The organism is Streptomyces sp. NPDC057253 (assembly GCF_042669125.1).
Classification (GTDB): Bacteria; Actinomycetota; Actinomycetes; order Streptomycetales; family Streptomycetaceae; genus Streptomyces.
On the sequence record NZ_JBHUXV010000031.1, the window covers coordinates 66,364 to 84,166 of the forward strand.

General features: G+C 71.2%; 21 protein-coding genes and 2 pseudogenes. 10 read left to right on the forward strand and 13 right to left on the reverse strand.

Features of this window, described 5'->3' with window-relative positions; all coding sequences use genetic code 11:
• Window positions 1-76: 76 nt before the first annotated feature.
• Both ACFULQ_RS19185 and ACFULQ_RS19190 read right to left on the reverse strand, forming a co-directional pair.
• Window positions 77-1,135 carry an aspartate-semialdehyde dehydrogenase gene (locus ACFULQ_RS19185; protein WP_383545282.1) on the reverse strand — a complete coding sequence of 353 codons (1,059 nt, stop codon included), beginning with the start codon at window positions 1,133-1,135 and terminating at the stop codon, window positions 77-79.
• Entirely contained in the window at window positions 1,135-2,412 is a 1,278-nt protein-coding gene (locus ACFULQ_RS19190; protein ID WP_330265447.1) for an aspartate kinase, read from the reverse strand. Before ACFULQ_RS19190 ends, ACFULQ_RS19185 begins: the two co-directional genes overlap by 1 nt.
• Before the next feature lie 203 nt (window positions 2,413-2,615).
• Between ACFULQ_RS19190 and ACFULQ_RS19195 the strand changes: the two genes are divergently transcribed.
• Both ACFULQ_RS19195 and ACFULQ_RS19200 read left to right on the forward strand, forming a co-directional pair.
• Entirely contained in the window at window positions 2,616-3,302 is a 687-nt protein-coding gene (locus tag ACFULQ_RS19195) for a response regulator transcription factor (protein WP_383545285.1), read from the forward strand.
• Window positions 3,299-4,639, forward strand: a complete 1,341-nt coding sequence (locus ACFULQ_RS19200; protein WP_383545288.1) for a sensor histidine kinase — start codon at window positions 3,299-3,301, stop codon at window positions 4,637-4,639. Before ACFULQ_RS19195 ends, ACFULQ_RS19200 begins: the two co-directional genes overlap by 4 nt.
• Here ACFULQ_RS19200 and ACFULQ_RS19205 read toward each other — a convergent pair.
• From ACFULQ_RS19205 to ACFULQ_RS19225, 5 genes are all read right to left on the reverse strand, one after another.
• On the reverse strand, window positions 4,605-5,105 hold the full coding sequence (locus ACFULQ_RS19205) for an SgcJ/EcaC family oxidoreductase (RefSeq protein WP_383545291.1): 501 nt from the start codon (window positions 5,103-5,105) through the stop codon (window positions 4,605-4,607). The two genes, ACFULQ_RS19200 and ACFULQ_RS19205, sit on opposite strands and share 35 nt — an antisense overlap.
• A 175-nt stretch (window positions 5,106-5,280) precedes the next feature.
• Window positions 5,281-5,697: an SsgA family sporulation/cell division regulator gene (locus ACFULQ_RS19210; protein WP_383545294.1), complete on the reverse strand. Its 417-nt coding sequence runs from the start codon at window positions 5,695-5,697 to the stop codon at window positions 5,281-5,283.
• Between the two features lie 148 nt (window positions 5,698-5,845).
• On the reverse strand, window positions 5,846-6,511 hold the full coding sequence (locus tag ACFULQ_RS19215; RefSeq protein ID WP_383545296.1) for a DUF5063 domain-containing protein: 666 nt from the start codon (window positions 6,509-6,511) through the stop codon (window positions 5,846-5,848).
• Window positions 6,504-7,103 carry a recombination mediator RecR gene (gene recR / locus ACFULQ_RS19220; protein WP_053850475.1) on the reverse strand — a complete coding sequence of 200 codons (600 nt, stop codon included), beginning with the start codon at window positions 7,101-7,103 and terminating at the stop codon, window positions 6,504-6,506. The genes ACFULQ_RS19215 and recR overlap by 8 nt, the downstream gene beginning before the upstream one ends.
• A gap of 93 nt (window positions 7,104-7,196) precedes the next feature.
• The gene (locus ACFULQ_RS19225) at window positions 7,197-7,544 is read right to left on the reverse strand and encodes a YbaB/EbfC family nucleoid-associated protein (RefSeq protein ID WP_381245314.1); all 348 of its coding nucleotides are present in this window, start codon (window positions 7,542-7,544) and stop codon (window positions 7,197-7,199) included.
• A 252-nt stretch (window positions 7,545-7,796) separates the two neighbouring features.
• Here ACFULQ_RS19225 and ACFULQ_RS19230 point away from each other — a divergent pair, with 252 nt between their 5' ends.
• Entirely contained in the window at window positions 7,797-8,522 is a 726-nt protein-coding gene (locus ACFULQ_RS19230; protein WP_383545301.1) for an SLATT domain-containing protein, read from the forward strand.
• A 46-nt stretch (window positions 8,523-8,568) separates the two neighbouring features.
• Here ACFULQ_RS19230 and ACFULQ_RS19235 read toward each other — a convergent pair whose 3' ends face one another.
• The 5 genes and pseudogenes from ACFULQ_RS19235 to ACFULQ_RS19255 form a co-directional block, all read right to left on the reverse strand.
• Complete coding sequence (locus tag ACFULQ_RS19235) at window positions 8,569-9,969, reverse strand: M20/M25/M40 family metallo-hydrolase (protein WP_383545304.1); 1,401 nt, start codon at window positions 9,967-9,969, stop codon at window positions 8,569-8,571.
• A gap of 82 nt (window positions 9,970-10,051) precedes the next feature.
• A complete protein-coding gene (locus tag ACFULQ_RS19240; protein ID WP_383545307.1) occupies window positions 10,052-11,614 on the reverse strand; it encodes a PstS family phosphate ABC transporter substrate-binding protein in 1,563 nt (520 codons plus the stop codon).
• A 124-nt stretch (window positions 11,615-11,738) separates the two neighbouring features.
• Complete coding sequence (locus ACFULQ_RS19245; RefSeq protein ID WP_383545310.1) at window positions 11,739-11,999, reverse strand: hypothetical protein; 261 nt, start codon at window positions 11,997-11,999, stop codon at window positions 11,739-11,741.
• Window positions 12,000-12,046: 47 nt separating this feature from the next.
• Window positions 12,047-12,248, reverse strand: a pseudogene (locus tag ACFULQ_RS19250) (MarR family transcriptional regulator); the annotation flags it as partial.
• Between the two features lie 8 nt (window positions 12,249-12,256).
• Window positions 12,257-12,418: pseudogene (locus ACFULQ_RS19255) on the reverse strand (glutamine amidotransferase); the annotation flags it as partial.
• A 101-nt stretch (window positions 12,419-12,519) separates the two neighbouring features.
• Between ACFULQ_RS19255 and ACFULQ_RS19260 the strand changes: the two are divergent.
• The 3 genes from ACFULQ_RS19260 (at window position 12,520) to ACFULQ_RS19270 (ending at window position 15,450) form a co-directional block, all read left to right on the forward strand.
• On the forward strand, window positions 12,520-13,875 hold the full coding sequence (locus ACFULQ_RS19260; protein WP_383545313.1) for an aspartate aminotransferase family protein: 1,356 nt from the start codon (window positions 12,520-12,522) through the stop codon (window positions 13,873-13,875).
• Between the two features lie 92 nt (window positions 13,876-13,967).
• Window positions 13,968-14,669, forward strand: coding sequence for a GntR family transcriptional regulator (locus ACFULQ_RS19265; RefSeq protein WP_383545316.1), 702 nt, complete (start codon window positions 13,968-13,970; stop codon window positions 14,667-14,669).
• A gap of 130 nt (window positions 14,670-14,799) precedes the next feature.
• Complete coding sequence (locus ACFULQ_RS19270) at window positions 14,800-15,450, forward strand: hypothetical protein (protein ID WP_383545319.1); 651 nt, start codon at window positions 14,800-14,802, stop codon at window positions 15,448-15,450.
• A gap of 30 nt (window positions 15,451-15,480) precedes the next feature.
• Here ACFULQ_RS19270 and ACFULQ_RS19275 read toward each other — a convergent pair whose 3' ends face one another.
• The gene (locus ACFULQ_RS19275; RefSeq protein WP_383545322.1) at window positions 15,481-15,774 is read right to left on the reverse strand and encodes a hypothetical protein; all 294 of its coding nucleotides are present in this window, start codon (window positions 15,772-15,774) and stop codon (window positions 15,481-15,483) included.
• Between the two features lie 130 nt (window positions 15,775-15,904).
• On the opposite strand from ACFULQ_RS19275, the gene ACFULQ_RS19280 reads away from it, so the two are divergent.
• The 4 genes from ACFULQ_RS19280 to ACFULQ_RS19295 are packed head-to-tail and all read left to right on the forward strand — an operon-like array spanning window position 15,905 to window position 17,787.
• Window positions 15,905-16,495 (forward strand): hypothetical protein, encoded by a 591-nt coding sequence (locus ACFULQ_RS19280; protein WP_383545325.1) that lies wholly within the window; start codon window positions 15,905-15,907, stop codon window positions 16,493-16,495.
• Window positions 16,496-16,552: 57 nt separating this feature from the next.
• Window positions 16,553-16,918: a hypothetical protein gene (locus ACFULQ_RS19285; protein ID WP_383545328.1), complete on the forward strand. Its 366-nt coding sequence runs from the start codon at window positions 16,553-16,555 to the stop codon at window positions 16,916-16,918.
• Window positions 16,919-16,924: 6 nt separating this feature from the next.
• The gene (locus tag ACFULQ_RS19290; protein ID WP_383545331.1) at window positions 16,925-17,419 is read left to right on the forward strand and encodes a hypothetical protein; all 495 of its coding nucleotides are present in this window, start codon (window positions 16,925-16,927) and stop codon (window positions 17,417-17,419) included.
• Window positions 17,416-17,787, forward strand: coding sequence for a peptidase inhibitor family I36 protein (locus ACFULQ_RS19295; protein WP_141206109.1), 372 nt, complete (start codon window positions 17,416-17,418; stop codon window positions 17,785-17,787). Before ACFULQ_RS19290 ends, ACFULQ_RS19295 begins: the two co-directional genes overlap by 4 nt.
• Window positions 17,788-17,803 lie beyond the last annotated feature (16 nt).

Consider the following 17,803-nt stretch of genomic DNA (forward strand, 5'->3'; position numbering starts at 1 on the left):
CCACATGTCGCCCATGGATCCTACAAAGGGTTCCAGCCATGGCCAGGACTTTTTCCGTAGGCACGGGGGCGTACGGTCACCGGAGCTCGGCCGCCACCAGCTCCGCGATCTGCGCGGTGTTGAGGGCGGCGCCCTTGCGCAGGTTGTCCCCGCACACGAAGAGTTCGAGCGCCGTGGGGTCGTCGAGGGCGCGCCGGACCCGCCCGACCCAGGTGGGGTCGGTGCCCACGACATCGGCCGGGGTGGGGAACTCCCCGGCCGCCGGGTCGTCGAAGAGGACGACCCCGGGGGCGGTGGCGAGGATCTCGCGCGCCTTGCGGACGGTGACCTCGCCCTCGAAGCGGGCGTGGACGGTAAGGGAGTGCACGGTGACCACCGGGACCCGCACACAGGTCACGGCGACCGGCAGCGCGGGCAGTCCGAGGATCTTGCGGGACTCGTCCCGCACCTTCATCTCCTCCGAGGACCAGCCGTCCTCGCGCAGCGACCCGGCCCACGGTACGACGTTCAGCGCGACCGGCTCCGGGAACGGCCCGGTGTTGTCGCCGACGGCCCGCCGCACATCGCCGGGATGCGTACCGAGCTCGGTGCCCGCGACCAGGGACAGCTGCTGGCGCAGGGTCTCCACGCCGGCCCGCCCGGCCCCGCTGACCGCCTGGTAGCTCGACACCACCAGCTCCCGCAGCCCGAACTCGGCGTGCAGCGCACCCAGGGCCACGATCATGGACAGGGTCGTGCAGTTGGGGTTGGCGATGATCCCGCGCGGCCGCATCCGGGCCGCGTGCGGATTGACCTCGGGGACGACGAGGGGCACCTCGGGGTCCATCCGGAAGGCGCCGGAGTTGTCCACGACGACGGCACCGCGCGCGGCGGCGACCGGCGCCCACTGGGCGGCCACCTCGTCGGGTACGTCGAACATGGCGACGTCGACCCCGTCGAAGGCCTCCTCCGACAGGGCGATCACCTCGACCTCCTCCCCGCGCACGGCCAGCTTGCGGCCGGCCGAGCGAGGGGAGGCGATCAGTCGGATCTCACCCCAGATGTCCGCGTGCTGGGACAGGATCTGGAGCATGACCGTGCCGACGGCGCCGGTCGCTCCCACCACGGCGAGCGTGGGCCGCCTTGTCGCGGTCATCAGCGCCCGGTGCCTCCGTAGACGACGGCCTCGTCGCTGTCGGAGTCGAGGCCGAAGGCGCTGTGCACGGCGCGGACGGCTTCGTTGACGTCGTCGGCGCGGGTGACGACCGAGATGCGGATCTCGGAGGTCGAGATCAGCTCGATGTTCACACCCGCGTCGGACAGGGCGGTGAAGAAGTCGGCCGTGACGCCCGGGTTGGTCTTCATGCCCGCGCCGACCAGGGAGATCTTGCCGATCTGGTCGTCGTAGCGCAGCGAGTCGAAGCCGATGCCGGACTTGTTCTTCTCCAGGGCGTCGATGGCCTTGCGGCCCTCGGCCTTGGGGAGCGTGAAGGAGATGTCCGTCAGCCCGGTGGAGGCGGCGGAGACGTTCTGCACGATCATGTCGATGTTGATCTCGGCGTCCGCGATCGTACGGAAGATCACCGCGGCCTCACCCGGCTTGTCCGGCACGCCGACGACCGTGATCTTGGCCTCGGAGGTGTCGTGCGCGACACCGGAGATGATGGCCTGCTCCACCTGCTTGTCCCCTTGCTCGATCGGCTCACTGCTGACCCAGGTGCCCTGCAGCCCGCTGAAGCTGGACCGGACGTGGATCGGGATGTTGTAGCGGCGCGCGTACTCCACACAGCGGTGGAGCAGCACCTTCGAACCGGAGGCGGCGAGCTCCAGCATGTCCTCGAAGGAGATCCAGTCGATCTTCTTCGCCTTCTTCACCACCCGCGGGTCGGCGGTGAACACGCCGTCCACGTCGGTGTAGATCTCGCACACCTCGGCGTCGAGCGCGGCGGCGAGCGCCACGGCCGTGGTGTCGGAACCACCGCGGCCGAGCGTGGTGATGTCCTTCTTGTCCTGGCTGACGCCCTGGAAGCCGGCGACGATGGCGATGTTGCCCTCGTCGAGGGCCGTACGGATACGGCCCGGCGTGACGTCGATGATCCGGGCTTTGTTGTGGACCGAGTCGGTGATGACGCCGGCCTGGCTGCCGGTGAAGGACTGGGCCTCGTGGCCCAGGTTTTTGATCGCCATGGCCAGCAGTGCCATGGAGATCCGCTCTCCGGCGGTCAGCAGCATGTCGAACTCACGCCCGGCAGGCATGGGTGATACCTGCTCGGCGAGATCGATCAGCTCGTCCGTCGTGTCGCCCATCGCGGAAACGACGACGACCACCTGGTGGCCGTTCTTCTTCGCTTCGACGATTCGCTTGGCGACGCGCTTGATGCCCTCGGCATCGGCTACGGAGGAGCCTCCGTACTTCTGCACGACAAGGCCCACGTGCGCTCCTCGCTCAGTCCGTTTGTGTCGGCTCAGTTTACCGAGCACCCGAATTCCCCCTCCGCGGTATCGCATCGTGAGATTCGGACGCCCAGGTCAGCGCATGCCCAATGGGCGACCTGGGGAAAAGTGCACCGCGTCACACAGCGAGGTGAGGCCTGAGTGACAGCTGTGAATTAAGTTTCAAGGATTAGGGTGCGCCTGTGCGCGTACTCCTGGTGGAAGACGATGAGCCGGTCGCTGAGTCCCTCAGGCGCGGCCTGATCCGGTACGGCTTCGAGGTCGAGTGGGTCTCCACCGGCGCCGCCGCGCTGAGCCATGCCGGGCCCTACGACGTCGTCCTGCTGGATCTCGGGCTGCCGGACACCGACGGCCTCGACGTGTGCAAGGCGCTGCGCGAGCGGGGTGACGTGCCGATCATCGTGATCAGCGCGCGCAGTGACGAGACGGACCGGGTGGTCGGGCTGGAGCTCGGCGCCGACGACTACGTGTCCAAGCCGTTCGGGGTCCGTGAGGTCATCGCACGCATACGGGCCGTGATGCGGCGCGCGCGGCCCCGTAACCCCCGTGCCGACGAGGGCCCCGACCGGTACGGCTCCCGCCTCACCGTCGACCGCAAGGCCGCCCGGGTGCGCCTGGACGGCGCGGAGGTGGCCCTCGCGCCCAAGGAGTACGACCTGCTGACCTTCCTCACCGAGGAGCCGGGCGCGCTGATGTCGCGCGAGCAGATCATGGAGGCGGTCTGGGACGCCAACTGGTTCGGGCCGACCAAGACGCTGGACGTGCACGTGGCGGCGCTGCGGCGCAAGCTCGCCGGGGCGATCAGCATCGAGGCGGTCCGCGGGGTCGGCTTCCGGCTGGAGATCGTCAAGGACGACGGGGCTTCATGAACCGGCAGCTCATCCGGAGCTACATCCTGCTGGTCGCGGTGGCGATCCTCCTGTTCACCGTGCCGGTCGCGTTCACCCTGACCAAGCAGTTGCGGGACGACACCCGGCAGTCCGTGCTGCGCGAGGCGAACACCATGGCGCTGCTGCTGAGCAACGGCACCAGCACCTCGTGCGAGGCGCTGACCGAGGTGGCCACGGCGTACGGCGACGTCCAGGCGACGCCCACCGCCGCCTGCGACCCGAAGCTGCCGGTCCCGACCGAGGACGCGGCGCTGCGGCGGGCCGTGGAGAACAACGAGTCGACGACCGACTGGGGCTCCGACTTCGTCTGGGGCAAGCGTCTGACGGTCACCGTCCCCGCCGAGGGCGAGGCGGCCGTACGGATCGTCTACCCGACCTCGGACATGACCAGGCGGCTCTGGCAGATCTGGGGTTTCCGGGCCGCGCTCGCCGTGCTCGTCCTGGCCGCGGCCGCCGCGATCGGGGCCTTCGTCGCCCGCCGTATCACCGCGCCGCTGCGTGAACTCAACTCCATGGCGAGCAAGTTCAGCGACGGCGACCTCACCGCGCGCTCCCCCGTGACGGGGCCGCCGGAGACGCAGACCCTCGCCCGCACCCTGAACCAGGGCGCGGAACGCCTGGACACCCTGGTCGCCTCGCAGCGCATCTTCGTGGCCGACGCCTCGCACCAACTGCGCACCCCGCTCACGGCGTTGCGGCTGTCGCTGGACAACATCGCGGACGGCGTGGACGACGAGTTCGTACGGGAGGACGTGGAGCAGGCGACGGCCGAGGTGGTCCGGATGAGCCGTCTGGTCAACGGGCTGCTGGTGCTGGCGCGGGCCGAAGCGAAGGTCACGGCCGCCGAGCCGCTCGCCCTCCGGGACATCGTGGACGAACGGCTGACGGTGTGGAGGCCGGCCGCCGACGAGCGCGGAGTCACCATCGCGCTCAGGGGGAGTGTGGTCGACGACCGGCCGTCTGTGCTGGCCAGCCCCGGTCACCTGGACCAGGTGCTGGACAACGTGCTCTCGAACGCCCTGGAGGTCTCGCCGGACGGCGGGAGGATCACCGTCGAGGTGGAGTCCCGGGCGGACCGGGTGGTGCTGTCGGTGCTCGACGAGGGGCCGGGCATGTCCGATGCCGACAAGTCCCGTGCCTTCGACCGCTTCTGGCGCGGTCAAGGGCTGACCGGGCGCTCCGGTTCCGGCCTCGGGCTCGCCGTCGTCAAGCAGTTGGTGACCGACGACGGCGGGACGGTGACGCTGGCGGACGCGCCGGGGGGTGGGCTGAAGGTGGAGATCAGCCTTCGGGCATCGCCGAGGAGTGGTGGTTGACGATCTTCCACTGGCCGTGCCGCTTCTCGTACTCGTAGGTGTAGCGGGCCTCGACGACGCGCTTGGCGCCGGTCTTCGGGTCGGTGAGGGTGAACTCGTAGACGCCGGTGTCGATCGCGGAGTTGGTGTCGAGGACGTTGACGATCGTCCGGACCTTCTTGCCGACCGGCTTGTTCTGAAGGAAGTGCTCGAAGTAGTCGACTATGCCGGCGCGGTCGGTCCTGACCTGGTTGGAGACGGTGGGCAGCAGCACCGCGTCCTTCGCGTACAGGTCGGCGACCTTGTGCGCGTCGCCGGTCTGCAGGGCCGCGTTCCAGGTGGTGAACAGGCCCGCGATCTCCTTCTTAGTGGGCTTCTTCGGGGCGGCCGTCCCGGCGGTGGCCGCGACGGTGCCGACGGTTCCCACGGCCACGATCGCGGTGGCGGTGACTATGGCTGCGCGCTTGGTCATGGAACGACGGGTCATCGCTGTCTCCAGTGCGGTGAGAGGTGGTGCCGTGAAGTGACTCCAGCCTCTCTTCGCACTGGTTAGGGCCCGTGCAGCCGGAATACAGGGCGCAGACAAGGAACACCCAATTCACGCCCTGCGACCGCCTGTTGGCCGACCGAGCGGGTCGTCCTCGCCCCCAACTCGCTCGCCCTCACACCCGCCCGCCGAACAACGTCACCAGACCGTGGTCCAGTTGGGCGCCCACCGTCTCCTCGTCCGGGGCGACGACCGTGTACGTGCGGGACAGGAAGCGGAGCAGGTCGGGGGTGGGGAAGCGGAGGCGGGCCGTGCCCTGCGGGGTGCGGAACTCGACGTACGTGTGCGCGGGACCGGCCGGGCGGACCCGGACGTTGCCGATGCCGGCGGGCGTCCGCAGGCCCTCCCCCAGCAGCACCCGTGCGAAGGTCCACGTGGTCACCCGGCCGTCGGCCGTGACGTGCGGCGGGAAGTCGATGTGCACGGCGAGCGGGTCGGCGGAGGTGTAGCGCAGGGTCGCCGGGATCGCGAGCTCCTGGTCCGCGGCCGTGATCAGACGGGCGCCGGTCGGCTGCTGGAGGGTGACGTGCATGAGGGGCTCCGATTCGGGCGGCGGGGGCACGGGCCGGGGGTGGCCGTCGTGCTGTGAGACCACCCCGGATGCCCGCGCATTACGCCGTTTCAGAAGCCAGTTCGTATGACCCGCGTCACACCGGGCCGGAAGCCCCTGGTCCGGGCCGCTACTTGGCGGACGACGGCCCCAGGCCCAGCGGACCCGCGATCTCCTCCACCATCACCTTGCCCGCCTCGAACTCCAGCGTCTCGTCGCCCATCGCCTGGTCGGTGTCGAGGCCGTCCAGCTCCGCCAGCGGCTGGTTCAGACGGACGTGCGCGACCACCGACTGGAGGGCGCGCAGGGTCGCGGACGCCGTGGAGCCCCAGTTGGAGAAGTAGGAGAACTGCCACCACCACAGCGCCTCCGTGGTGCGGCCCGCCCGGTAGTGGGCCATGCCGTGGCGCAGGTCGGTGATGACGTCGGTCAGGTCGTCCGAGATACGGGCCGGCACCGGGGCCTTGCGGGGCTCGTAGGGGTCGAAGACCTCGGAGTAGACGTCGATCGGTTCCAGCAGCCGCGCCAGGTTCTCGCGGAGCTCGTCCACGTCGGCCTCCGGGCCCAGATCGGGCTCGTAGCGCTCGTCGGGGACGATGTCCTCGTGGGCGCCCAGACGGCCGCCGGCCAGCAGGAGCTGGGAGACCTCCAGGAGCAGGAAGGGCACGGCCGAGTCGGGCTCGTCCCCCTTCGCCACCTCGGTGACGGCCACCAGGAAGCTCTCGACCTGGTCGGCGATCTGGACCGCGAAGTCGTCGGGGTCCTGCGCGCTCACGTGCAGCGTGGCGTCAGACATCTAGGAGTCGTCTCCCCTCGAAGGCGCGGCCGAGGGTCACCTCGTCCGCGTATTCCAGGTCGCCACCCACCGGGAGGCCGCTGGCCAGGCGGGTGACCTTGAGGCCCATGGGCTTGATCATGCGGGCGAGGTACGTCGCTGTGGCCTCCCCCTCCAGGTTCGGGTCCGTGGCCAGGATCAGCTCGGTGACCGTACCGTCGGCCAGGCGGGCCAACAGTTCTCGTATGCGCAGATCATCGGGTCCTACACCCTCGATCGGGCTGATCGCGCCGCCGAGCACGTGGTACTTGCCGCGGAACTCCCGGGTGCGCTCGATCGCGACCACGTCCTTGGGCTCCTCCACCACACAGATGACGGAGGGGTCGCGGCGGGTGTCGCGGCAGATGTTGCACAGCTCTTCCTGGGCCACATTGCCGCAGGTCGCGCAGAAGCGGACCTTCGCCTTGACCTCCATCAGGCACTGCGCGAGCCGGCGTACGTCCGTCGGTTCCGCCTGCAGGATGTGGAAGGCGATCCGCTGGGCGCTCTTGGGACCGACGCCGGGCAGCCGCCCCAGTTCGTCGATGAGGTCCTGAACCACGCCTTCGTACAACGGACTGCCGTCCTTCCTTGGTTCCTTGCAGTACGTACGCTAGTTGGCCGATGCCCGGCTGTGAAAGACAGGCACCGTCGAAAGACCGGCTCCCTAGAAGGGCAGCCCGGGGATGCCGCTGCCGCCCCCGCCGAGGCCCTGGGCCAGCGGGCCGAGCTTCTGCTGCTGGAGCGTCTGCGCGTTCTCGTTGGCCGCCTGTACGGCCGCCACGATCAGGTCGGCGAGGGTCTCGGTGTCCTCCGGGTCCACCGCCTTGGGGTCGATCTTCAGCGCGCGCAGCTCGCCGGCGCCGGTGACGGTGGCCTTGACCAGCCCGCCGCCCGCCTGTCCGTCGACCTCGGTCCTCGCGAGCTCCTCCTGCGCGTTCGCCAGGTCCTGCTGCATCTTCTGGGCCTGCTGGAGCAGCTGCTGCATGTTGGGCTGGCCACCACCGGGGATCACGATCAGCTCCTGTGTCGGTACGGCTGTGCGGGTGAGGTTTTTCCTCCCTGGCACGAGCCTACGTGGTCGGGACGGGCGTCGCCCCAGCACTCTTTCGAGTGAGTCGACGTGGAGTCCTATACCTGATCAAGGCCCTCTTCCGAGCGGAAAAGCAACCAAAGCACCCCCTTCGCCACCCATTGGGCGGTAGGAAGGGTCCGGCACATCAGCATCAGGTGTCACGCAGGGTGACCGATCAGTAGGGAGCGCCGGGTGGGTCAGCCGGAGATGCAGCCCGAGGGCCCGCCCCAGGACGGGCGGGCGGATCTGGCCGGGCGGACGTTTCCGCTCGGTGACTGGGGCGAGCCCGCCGTGCGGCTGGACGAGCTGTACCGGTGGGTGGAGCGCGGGGCGCTGGAGACGGCGTCCTGGTATCTCGCGGACCGGGTGTGGAAGCGGCGCGGCGCACGGGCGCTGCGGGGCGGGGCCGCGGCGGGCGCGGTGACCGGGTCCGCGCTGCCCCTGTTGGACCTGGCGGGCTCGGCCGGGGCCGGGCTCGCGCCCTGGGGGTATCTCGCGCTGCTGCTCGCGGTGGCCTGTGTCGCCGTCGACCGGTACTTCGGGGTGACCTCCGGGTGGATAAGGGACGTGGCCACCGCGCAGGCCGTGCAGCGGCGGCTCCAGGCGCTCCAGTTCGACTGGGCGTCGGAGAGCGTGCGGGAGGTCCTGGGGCCCACCGAGGGGACGGCCGCGGAGGCCACCGAGCGGTGCCTCGGGGTGCTGCGGCGCTTCTCGGAGGACGTGACCGAGCTGATCCGGGTGGAGACGGCCGACTGGATCGTGGAGTTCCGCAACGGGTCGGCGCCGATGGGCATCCAGGGCGCGGTGACCTCCGGGGGACGGCAGGACGTGGGGGGCGCGCAGGGCCGGTTCCCGCTGCCGCCGGGCCCGCCCACCCGTCCGAACATGCCTCGGCAGCGCCCGCCCGAGCCCCGCTGAGCCCGGCCGGGCCCGCTGATTTCGCCCGAGCCCTCCCAGACCCCGGCTAGGACCGCGGCGCCGGAAACGCCACCGGGCTGCGCAGCCCGGCCCGGTTCACCGCCCGCACCCCGAAGAACACGTTGTCCTTGGACAGGTCCACCTCGTAGGACGTCACATCGCCTGCGTCGAGCACACGGGTCCACTCCGGCGCGGTCGTCTCCCGCCATACGACCTCGTAGCCCGCGAGATCCGGTTCCGTGCCCCGGGTCCAGGTCAGCCGGGTGGAGTTGGTGAGGGCGGAGGTGACGATCCCGGCGCCGCGCGGGGTGCCGGGGGCCTGGGCCAGGGTCCACAGGGCCGCCGCGTTGACGCGGGCCACCCTCGCCGTGAAGGGGAAGTCGCAGAACTCCGGCAGGTCGCCGTACTGCTTGCCGCTCTCGTCCACCCGGACGTCCTGGTGCTGGTGGGCGAAGTCCTCGGCGGGCTCGGTGAAGCGGGCGGCCGGGTAGCCGCGTTCGAGGAAGGGGATGTGGTCGCCGCCCCGGAGATAGCGGTCCCGGCGGTAGATCACCCGGACCCGCATGCCGGTCGCGTCGTTGTCCGCCACGTCCCGCACGAACCGGGCCAGTTGACGGGTCGCGGAGTCGTTCTCGCCGCCCACCGAGCGGCGGGTCGCGGCCTGCTCCGGGGTCTCCGAGGTCGGCACGCCCTCCGCGAAGAGACGGACGGTGTACGGGTCGCGGGTCCCGTCGTCGGCGGTCGAGCTGCCGACGATGTCGTTGGTGAACATGCCCTGGACGTCCGTCCCGGCCGCCTTCAGCAGCTCGGCCAGATGACCGGAGCCGTACAGGCCCTGCTCCTCCCCCGCCACCGCCGCGAAGACGATCGTCGAGGCCGGGCGGCGTCTGGCCATCACCCGGGCCAGCTCCAGGACCACCGCCACCCCGGACGCGTCGTCGTCCGCGCCCGGCGCGTCGGAGGTCGCGTCCATGACGTCGGTGACCCGGGAGTCGTAGTGCCCGGAGACGACGTACACGCGCTCGGGGGTGACCGCGCCGCGCAGGGTCGCGAGGACGTTGGTGATCCGGGTCGCGGTGGGGATGCGGGAGGCCGGTTCCTGGACGTACGACTGGAGTTCGGCCGTCATCCGGCCGCCGGAGACCTCGGCGTACGAGCGGAGTTCGGCGAGCAGCCAGTCGCGGGCCGCGCCGATCCCGCGGGCCGGGTCGTCCTGCACGGAGAGGGTGTGCCGGGTGCCGAAGGAGACGAGGGTGCGGACCGTCGCCTCGATACGGTCCGGGTCGATCTCGCGGAGCAGGGCGCGCAGTTCACGAGAGGGGGGCTGGGCGGTCGCGGGGGGCCGGCTCCCGGTCGGTGCGGCGGCCGCGGCGACCGTACCGGGCCCTCCGAGCGCGGTCGCGCCCGCCGCCGTCGCGGTCAGAACCGTTCTCCTGCTGGGACGCATGTGTCCTCCGGGGGCTGACGGGACCGGACCGGTCTCCCGTTATCGTCGTGGACACGTCAGCGTGGGGCAAGAGGCCCCGGGATCAGTCGCAGAGCCCCGCCGCCCGCGCGCACGGCAGATGGCCCTGCTCCCGGATGACGTCCTGGCTGGTGCCCTCGTCGAGGTAGGCGAGGAAGCCGGCGGCGAGCGAACCGGGGGCCGGGGCGCGGTAGGTGTAGGCGTACTCGACGCCCCGGTAGGGGTAGCGGTCCAGGTGGTCCGTGGCGGCCGCCTCACCGTCCAGCGGCACCCGGCGGACGCCCCGGTGGCCGGTGGCCAGGGTGAGTTCGCTGTAGCCGAGCGCGCCGGGCTGGGCGGCGACCTTGTCCAGCACGTCCTTGGTGGAGGCGAGTTCGCAGCGGGTGACGGGGGCGCGGACGGCGGCGGCCACCGCCTTGTCCGCCCGCGGGTCGCAGTCCAGGGACGTCGTCGGGGTCATCTCCCAGGCGCCCGCCAGCACCCGCTCCTGGAAGATCTGCCGGGTCCCCGAGTACGCGTCCCGGCTGACCAGCACCACCGGCAGGTCGGGCAGCCGGGGCAGGCTCGCGGGGCGGCCGGCGTTCAGGTCGCTCCAGCGCCGGACCTCGCCCCGGTACAGGCGCTCCACCTCGGCCCGGGTCAGCCCGCGGGTGCCGAGGTCGATGCCGTCGTTGACGACGAGGGTGAAGACCGACAGGGCGATCTTCTCGCCGCGCAGGCCCAGCCGGTCGCCCATCGGGCCGTCCGAGAAGGCGATCACGGACCGCGCGGCCTTCGCCGACCCGGCGCCCGTGGCGGCGAGCCCCGACACCCCGGCCTCGCTGCCACGCGCCTCGACGGTGATGTCGGCGCCCTCGCAGTCCTTCTCGTACTCCTTCGCGAGCGTCTCGACCACCGGGGCGAAGGCGGTGGACCCGGTCACCGTCAGGGTGCCCTTCGCGCAGCCGAGCGGGGGCGGGGTGTCGTCGCGGGCGACCACGATCGTGGCGAGGACCAGGACGGAGAGCGTGAGCAGCCCGGTGAAGATCCGGGCCGCCGGGCTGAAGACGGGTGGGATCTCGTCGGGGGTGGCACTGCGGTTGGGGTGCACCTCGCCGTCGCGGATGCCGCCGATCATCCGGATCGGCCGGCCGACGTCACCGCCGGAGAGCAGCACGAGGAGCTTGTAGTGCTCGCCGCGGTTGAGCGGGACGCGGGGGATGCGCAGCCGGTTGTCCTCGTAGCCGAAGCCGCGCTCCGGGGTGAAGTGGTCCATGAGGTGGTCGGTGTCGATCGGCTGGGTGACCGAGACCCCGCGGACCGTGCGGTCGCTGAACACCGCGGTCAGGCCGTGCCGTTCGGGGCCGGTGTAGTCGTCGCGGTCGATGCCCTGGGAGCCGTCGTTCTCGATGCGCAGCAGGACGAGGGTGGCGTCCGACATGTCCGGGGCCTCGTCGAAGAGCCCGAGCCGGACGTTGGCCCGGCCCCGCCGGACGTCGTCGCCGATCGGGTTGTCCATCTGCACGCGGTACCCGATCCGCTTGCGGCGCGGCACCCGGCGCTCGTACCAGACCATGACGCCGGACGCGACGATGCCGAGCACGGCGGTCCCGACCGCCACGACGTTCTCCGCGCTCAACCACTCCACTGTGGGTGCCCCCGCAACTCCCGCAGTTCGCTCGTACGACCACCGTACGGCTGTGCGAGCGGGGGCGTGGGGGCGGCGGGACGAAGTTCGCCGGGCGTTCAACCGGCGTACGCGGGCAGGGACTTCAGGGGGTGGCCGAGGCCGGGGGCGCGGTAGGTGCCGTCGAGGGTCCGCTGTCGTCCAGGACCGCGTAGACCGTGCCGCCGGCCCCCACGGCGACCACCAGCGCGGCGACGACGAGGGCGGCCGTGACCCGCCGGCTGCGGTCCCCCGGCTCCTCCTCCGGGTCCGGGGGGTACGGCGTCAGGTACGTGCCGGGCGAGGGGCGCGCCCGCGAGGGGTCGTGCTCGGGCTCTGCCGAGGCGTGTTCCTCCTGCCCCTCCATGGCGAGCCCTCCCCCGAGACCGCACACCTGCACGACGAAACCAGTGTCTACGCCGACCCGCCACCCGTCGAGAGCCGGCCCAGCACGGCGCTCAGCCTCCGCAACACCCGCACGACGTCACGGAGTTCCTCCTCCCCGAAGGCCTCGGCGAGCCGGTCGGCGAAGGCCACGTGGGCTGGCGGCCGGCCCGTCCTCGGTCGGCGCGAGCAGCTTGGCGCGGCGGGCGGGGTTGGCCCGGTACTCGGTGATCAGGGTGCGTCGGTCACGGCGTCCGCGTCGAGGTGGCGGGCGCCGCCGCCGTACCCCCTGGCCGCCGGACAGAAGGAGACGGCGCCGGTGTGGTCCCGGTCGTCGAGCAGGCCCCCGCGCGCGAGTCCGGCCTTGGCCCCGCAGATCGCTGCGACCGGGGCCCCGGCGTCGCGGTGGTGTGCCCAGCCTGGACAACCTGTCGCGGAAAGCTCTCGAGCGCAGACAGGACGCCGATACCGGTTCCGTATCGCGGACATTTACGCTCGCCCGCATGACCCCTCAGCCACACCCCGAGGTCGGCGTCGCCGTGAAGGCCGCGGACCGTGCTCATGTGTTCCACTCCTGGTCCGCGCAGGAGCTCATCGACCCGCTCGCCGTCGCCGGTGCGGAGGGGTCGTACTTCTGGGACTACGACGGCAACCGCTATCTCGACTTCACCAGCGGGCTCGTCTACACCAACATCGGCTACCAGCACCCGAAGGTCGTCGCCGCGATACAGGAGCAGGCGGCGAAGCTGACCACCTTCGCGCCCGCCTTCGCCATCGAGGCCCGCTCCGAGGCGGCCCGGCTGATCGCCGAGCGGACGCCCGGGGACCTGGACAAGATCTTCTTCACCAACGGCGGCGCCGACGCCGTCGAGCACGCCGTTCGGATGGCCCGGCTGCACACCGGCCGGCCCAAGGTGCTCTCGGCGTACCGGTCGTACCACGGCGGCACCCAGCAGGCCGTCAACATCACCGGCGACCCCCGGCGCTGGGCCTCCGACAGCGCCTCCGCCGGGGTCGTGCACTTCTGGGCACCCTTCCTCTACCGCTCCCGCTTCTACGCCGGGACCGACGAGCAGGAGACCGCGCGGGCGCTGGAGCACCTGGAGACGACCATCGCCTTCGAGGGGCCCGCCACCGTCGCCGCGATCATCCTGGAGACCATCCCGGGAACGGCCGGGATCATGGTCCCGCCGCCCGGCTACCTCGCGGGCGTCCGGGAGATCTGCGACAAGTACGGCATCGTCTTCGTCCTCGACGAGGTGATGGCCGGATTCGGACGCACCGGCGAGTGGTTCGCCGCCGACCTGTTCGACGTCACCCCCGACCTCATGACCTTCGCCAAGGGCGTCAACAGCGGATACGTCCCGCTCGGCGGCGTCGCCATCTCGCAGGAGATCGCCGCGACCTTCGGCAAGCGGCCCTACCCGGGCGGGCTCACCTACTCCGGGCACCCCCTCGCCTGCGCCGCCGCCGTCGCGACGATCAACGTCATGGCGGAGGAGGGCGTCGTCGACAACGCCAGGCACCTCGGTACGGCCGTCCTGGAGCCCGCGCTGCGTGAGCTCGCCGAGCGGCACCCGAGCGTCGGCGAGGTGCGGGGCGTCGGCATGTTCTGGGCCCTGGAGCTCGTGAGGAACAAGGAGACCCGCGAGCCGCTCGTGCCGTACAACGCGGCCGGTGAGGCGAACGCCCCGATGGCCGCGTTCGGGGCGGCGGCGAAGAAGCAGGGCATCTGGCCGTTCGTCAACATGAACCGGACGCATGTGGTGCCGCCGTGCAATGTGAGCGAGGCGGAGCTGAAGGAGGGGCTCGCCGCGCTGGACGTTGCGCTCTCCGTGGCGGACGAGTACACGGAGTAAACCCCCCGGGCCTTCGAACGCGTAAGGTGGCGTGCTCGTAGACATATGTACGAGCACGCCATGTGCACCTGCGCGAGGGAGGCGCCCCGACGATGCCCGGCAGCAGCGGTAACGGTGCCGTCACCCGCAGCACGCTGCGGCAGCAGATCGCGGACGCGCTGCGCGACGAGGTACTGGCCGGGCGGCTCCAGCCGGGGCAGGAGTTCACCGTGAAGGAGATCGCCGAGCAGTACGGCGTCTCCGCGACCCCGGTGCGCGAGGCACTCGTCGACCTGTCCGCGCAGGGCCTGCTGGAGGCCGACCAGCATCGCGGCTTCCATGTGCACGAGTACTCGCTCGACGACTTCCGCGGCATGATCGAGGCCCGCAGCCTGGTCACGGACGGTATGTTCCAGGCGCTCGACGCCGGCCACCGGATCTTCCAGGAGCTCGACGAACCCCGTACGGCCGCGGCGGTGGCGGGGGTACGGCGGCGCGGCGAGGAGGCCCAGCGGGCCGCCGCCGCGGGCGAACTGACCGTACTGATCGGTTACGACCTGCGCTTCTGGCGCGAGCTGAGCGTCCTGTTCGGCAACCCCTATCTCGCCGACTTCCTGCACCGGCTCCGGGTGCAGACCTGGGTGTGCACGGTCCAGCATCTGCGCCGCGTCACCGATCTGCGCGGCCGGCTGTGGGCCGGGCACACCGAGATCGCCGATGCCCTGTATGCGCGCGACACCAAGACCGCCCGTGAGCTGCTCACCGCCTACAACGGCCACTATCTGACCCTCATCGAGGGCCTCACCGCCGACTGACCGCCCCCGCCACGGGTAAGGGACCACCACGACCTGCACAGGGGGCCCCGCGCCGGGACTCCAGCGACTACCCTTCCCTGACCACCATGTGACGATATCCGCGCACAGCGAGTATCCGAGGAGCTGTCTTTTGGCCTGTGACCTGTGGCTGGTGCCGCTCGTCGACGTGTTGTGCCACACCCCGGACAACCCGTTCGCCGATGAACTCGCGCAATACAACAAGGTGCTCGCCGAGGCCGGGCTGCCGCCGGTGCCGGTGTACCAGTACATGCCGGGGCTGTCCGGCGAGGTCGCCCCGGTCGCCGGGTTCGACTACGACGCCCTGCACTTCCTGCGCCGCGCCTATCTGCTCCAGGTGTGCGGCCTCCCGGTCACCCCGGTCGACGAACTGGGCGGTGACTACGAGCAGTTGCTGGAGATGTTCGAGACGACGGCCCAGCAGTCCCATCTGGTCTGGCACTACGACCACGCGGGCGCGTACGTCCCCGTCGACTTCCCGCACCCCCTCGCCGATGACGAACTCCTCGCGGGTGGCGGCCCGTTGGGCTCCTCGCAGGCCCTGCTGCGGGAGCTGGAGTTCGTGGCCCCGGTGATCGGCATCGATCCGGCCAACCCGCCGGCGCCCCCGGAGCCGCCGGGGGCCCCCACGGAGCTGGAGGAGCCGGCCGTTCCCGCGCCGTACGACCCCAGCCCGTTCGCCCGGGAACGCCATGTCTGGCTGGGGCTGCACGCGGCGGCGACCCGGAGCCTCGCCCAGGGCTCGATGATCATCTTCAGCTGACGGATCGTCTTCGGCTCACGCCGGTCGAGGTCAACGCCCCAGCTGGGACAGGCCCTTCTGGACGTCGTCGTAGTTCATCACCGGGGTGTACGTGATCTTGGCGCCCAGGTTCATGAAGAACGGCTCGCTGATCACCGGCATCAGCGAGCTGTCCTGCATGTCGAAGACCATGTAGGCGGTGCGCTGGCCGTCCTCGGCGGTGAAGTAGGCCGCTTCGGGCTTGATCTGCTCCATCGACTGCTCGATCAGCTTCGGCAGGGTGCCGTGGCTGATGGCGTCGTTCGCCTTCTCCGTGTCCATCGAGACCTTGAGCAGTACGCGCATCGCACTCACCTTCTCCGGATCGACACGCACAGATGCACGGTTCCAGAATAGGCCTGTATGCGGTATTTCTCCCTGGCTGCTTCCGGGGGAGCAGCGACGGCGATGATCCTGGCGACCGGAGCGACCGGCCATGTGGGGAGCGAACTGGTACGGCGGCTCGCGGCGGCCGGTGAGCGCGATGCCCCGGCGGCCCGCGCGGGCACGGTTTCCGGCGGGCATGGAGGCGGTGTACGGCGACGCGGCGGACCCGGCGAGCCTGGACGCGGCCTTCGCGGGCGTGCACGGGGTCTTCTTCGCGGACCGCGCAGCGGCGAGCGTCGACCCGGCGGACCTGGCTCAGATCGCGGCGCCGGCCCTGACTACCGGCGACCACGCCGGAGCCGTCCACGAGTTGAGCGGCCCGCAGGCCCTCACGCCCACCCAGGAGCCGGCGATCCTCGGCGAGATCCTGGGCCGTGACCTGCGCGTCCGCCCTGTCACCGGCGAAGCCGCCCGCACCGGGATGGCCCGATACGGCTTCCCGCCCGAGGTGGTCGACGCGATCCTGCACCGCGCGCTGGACGGCACCCAGGGCGCGGAGGTCCTGCCGACGGCGGAGAAGCTGCTGGGACGCCCACCCAGGACGCACCGGACCGCGTTCGGAGGCGGTAGGCAGCCGTCCCGTCCCGCAGCAGCACAAGCACCGGCACCGGTACCCCCCATGGACACCCGCCCCCGATGATCCACTGAACGGGTGAATGCCCGCATACGGCCATAAATGCCTGGGCATGCAGCGCGCATGCGCTCCGTCTTGGTCAGCTCCGTGCTGCTCGCCGCCCTCGCTCCCCTCGCCGCCCCGCCCGCGCACGCCGCCGCTGCCGTACCGCCGGGGCATGTCTACTTCTGGGCGGAGCCGGGGCAGATGGGGGCGGGCGGTGCCTGGGACTACCTGCCGCCGGGGTACAAGGAGGCGGAGCCGCGGGTGAAGCGGCACGCGTACTCCTTCGACTCGCGCGCGTCCGGCACCGTGTACGCGATCGGTTTCCAGAGCGGCGGCGCCTGTCTGTACCGGGCGATCCACCCGGACGACTACTCCGACAACTGGAGTTGGGCCACCAAGTTCGACGGGGTCAGCGACACCACCATGGGCTGCGAAGCCGGCTGACCGTCCATGCGTTCCCGCACGGCGACCACGGCTCTGGCCGTCCTCGCTCTCCTCACCGCGTCCGCCTGCGCCGCCCACCCGGCACCCAGCGCCGACGACGTCATCAAGGCCGCCACCCGCCGGCTCACCGACGACTGCCTGACCCGCCGGGGCCTGTCCCCGGCGTCGGACCAACAGCGCGTCGCCGACGCGCTGTTCGGCACCGGAAGGGCCGAGCTGTCGCTGCGGCTGCGCACCGGGTTCGTCGTCCGCGCCCACACCGACGGCTGCCTCGCGGCCGCACAGCGACGGCTCTACGGCGACCAGGACCGCTGGTTCCACGCGTCCGTCGTCGTCAACAACCTGAAGCCCGAGGCCGCGAGGACCGGCCGCCCGCTCGCCGAGGTCCGTGCGGCGCACCGCGCGGAGCTCACGGAGTGGCGGCGGCTGCGCGCCCGCGCCCTCACCCAGGCGACCGCCCTGCTGGAGGGCGGCGGCACCCACCCGAAAGGAAACACGTGAAGCGCTTCATCGCCGTCCTGTCCGCCGGACTGCTCGCCACCGGAGCCGTCCTCGCCACCTCGGCCTCGGCCCAGGCGGCGGCCTGCGGCAGCGGGAACTTCTGCGCCTGGACGGACGCCGATTTCCAGGGCCAGAAGATCGAGTGGACCGGCGACGACGGCTGGTGGGAGAGCAACATGGCCGACCAGGACTCCTCCTGGGCCAACCACGGCATCTCGGGCCCCGGCATCAAGGACCACGTGAAGGTGTACGCCTCCGCCAACCGGCTCGGCCCCATGACCATCTGTCTCGCCCCGGGCCAGGAGGTCGGCTACAACGGCGTGGCCAACGACCGCGGCGACTCCCACACCTGGGCGGCCGGCTGCTGAGACACCGGCCGCCCGG